This is a genomic window from Trueperaceae bacterium, assembly GCA_031581195.1.
Classification (GTDB): Bacteria; Deinococcota; Deinococci; order Deinococcales; family Trueperaceae; genus SLSQ01.
In genome coordinates this window covers 1-2,157 of sequence record JAVLCF010000196.1, presented here as the reverse complement: position 1 = coordinate 2,157, position 2,157 = coordinate 1, and the positions used below count along the sequence as shown (strand labels likewise).

The 2,157-nt window shown below is 76.0% G+C and carries 2 protein-coding genes; one reads left to right on the top strand and one right to left on the bottom strand.

Annotation, left to right across the window (positions count from 1 at the left end; genetic code table 11):
• A partial coding sequence (dnaX, locus tag RI554_11350; protein MDR9392610.1) for a DNA polymerase III subunit gamma/tau occupies positions 1 to 1,711 on the bottom strand: 1,711 nt, incomplete at its 3' end.
• A 54-nt stretch (positions 1,712 to 1,765) separates the two neighbouring features.
• Between dnaX and RI554_11345 the strand changes: the two genes are divergently transcribed.
• A partial coding sequence (locus RI554_11345) for a patatin-like phospholipase family protein (GenBank protein ID MDR9392609.1) occupies positions 1,766 to 2,157 on the top strand: 392 nt, incomplete at its 3' end.

Sequence of the window (2,157 nt, the reverse complement as noted above, 5' to 3'; positions counted from 1 at the left end):
GGTCGTGGGGCACGTCCTCCCAGGACGTTCGGGCGTCGGGGGGCGGTCCGCCGTCCCCGTCGTCCGCGGCGTCGTCCGCCGGTCCCGCTTCGGACGTGGTGGCGTCCGGCGCCGCCGCGAAGGACGCGTCGTCCCGGGTCGAGGTCTCTTCCCCCACGTCGGCTGCGGTTTCGCCGTCGGGCGTCGCGGTGGGTGGGGTCGGTGGCGTGGGGGTGTCCGCCGCCGGAGCGGCCGGGGTCGAGGCCGGCGGCGTGGGGGCCTCCGGCTCGGACGCGGTGGGGGGTTGGGTCGGCGTCGGTGCGTCCGGGGCGGGGGAGGTCGTCCCCCGCCCCGTCAGGCTTTTTTTCGGACGGTGCCCTCGGGCCCTTCGAGCACGATCTCCCACCCCGGGCCGGCCTGCGTCGCGATCAGGGAGGCGAGTTCGTCCTGTCGGTCGACGGTCTGTTGGTAGTGGAAGCGGTGCTTCTCCCCGTACGCGAGCGTCAGGACGGCGCCGTCCGTCGACGCTTCGGCGGGGAGGAGGAACGCCTTGAGTTGCGGCGTCGCGGCGTTGCGGACGGCGTGCCAATCGAGGGCCCCGGGCGGTTCGCTCGTGGGGGCCGCCTCCGGCGGCGGCGGCCGGAGCGGCCTCCACCGCCGGTGCGGCGGCGTCGGTCGCGGGCGCCGCGAGGCGGCCGTGGGCCGCGTTCGCCGTCTTGAGGAGGGTCGCTTCGAGGGCGTACAGGTCGTCGTGCCGAACGAAGCGTTGGAGTTCGTCGTCGAACGCGTGCAGCGCCCGCAGCAGCGCCGCGCGGGGGAGGGGGGAGCGGTAGCCGTCCCCGCCGACCGCGTCGGTGACGACGGCGTCGCGAAGCGTCCGGGCGAGGCGTTCGGCGAGGCTACGGGGGGCGTACCCGTCGCGGTAGGCGCGCGCCGCCTCCTCGAGCAGCGCGCCGAGGTCGTCGCGGCCCAACGCGTCGGCGAGCGCCTCGAGGCGTTCGCGCGGCGGAAGCCCGAGCGCGGCTTCGGCGTCGTCGCGCCGGAGCGGCCCGCCGCCCGCCCACAGGCGCTCGAGCAGCGATTCCGCGTCGCGCATGGCGCCGTCCGCAGCGCGGGCGATCAGGTCCAACGCGTCGTCGTCCGCCTCGACGCCGGCGGCGTCGCACAGGCCGCGGATCTTCCCGGCGATCTCCGCGTCGGACAGGCGCCGGAAGCGGAAGTGCTGACAGCGCGACAGCACCGTCGCCGGGAGGCGTTCGGGTTCCGTGGTGGCGAGGACGAACACGAGGCCGGGCGGGGGCTCCTCGAGGGTCTTGAGCAGCGCGTTCGCCGCCGCTCCACTCAACATGTGCGCTTCGTCGAGGATCCACACCCGCGTGCCGCCCTCCATCGACGCCAGGCGGACGCGTTCGCGCAACTCGCGGACGTCGTCGACGGAGTTGTGGCTGGCGGCGTCGAGCTCGACGACGTCGGCGTGCCGTCCCGACCGAATGCGGGTGCAGGCGTCGCACGTGCCGCACGGGGCGGCCCCCTCGTCGCGCCGTTCGCAGTTGAGCGCCATCGCCAACAGCCGCGCACTGGTGGTCTTGCCGACCCCCCGCGGCCCACTGAACAGGTAGGCGTGCCCGGTCCGGCCCTTCGCGAGCGCGGCCGCAAGGACCTCCTTGACGTGGTCCTGCCCGACGACCTCGTCGAAGGTGGCGGGGCGGGCGCGCTGGTAGACGGCCTCCATGGGGCGAATGCTACCACCGGGCCCGCTGCGGCCGAATCGCGTAGCATGCGCGCCATGAGCGATGCGGACGTCCACGCGAACGCCGGAGGCGCCGGGTTCGGGGTGGCGCTCGGGGGCGGCATGGCGCGCGGCGCGGCGCACGTGGGGGTGCTCCGCGCCTTCGGCGACGCCGGCCTGCGTCCGGCGCGCTACGCCGGCACCAGCTACGGCGCGATCATCGCCGCGCTCGCCGCGTTCGGGGCGTCGCCGACCGAGCTCCACCGGGTCGTGACCCGCGAGACCGCCGCGACGCTGTGGCGCGACGCCGCCGACGTCGGGCTGCACCGCGGGGCGCTGGTGCACGGCGACCGGTTGGCGGCGTGGCTGGACCGCACGCTGTTCCACGGCGCACGGCTGGAGGAGGCCGACGCGCCGCTCGCGATCGCGGCGACCGACCTCGCGACCGG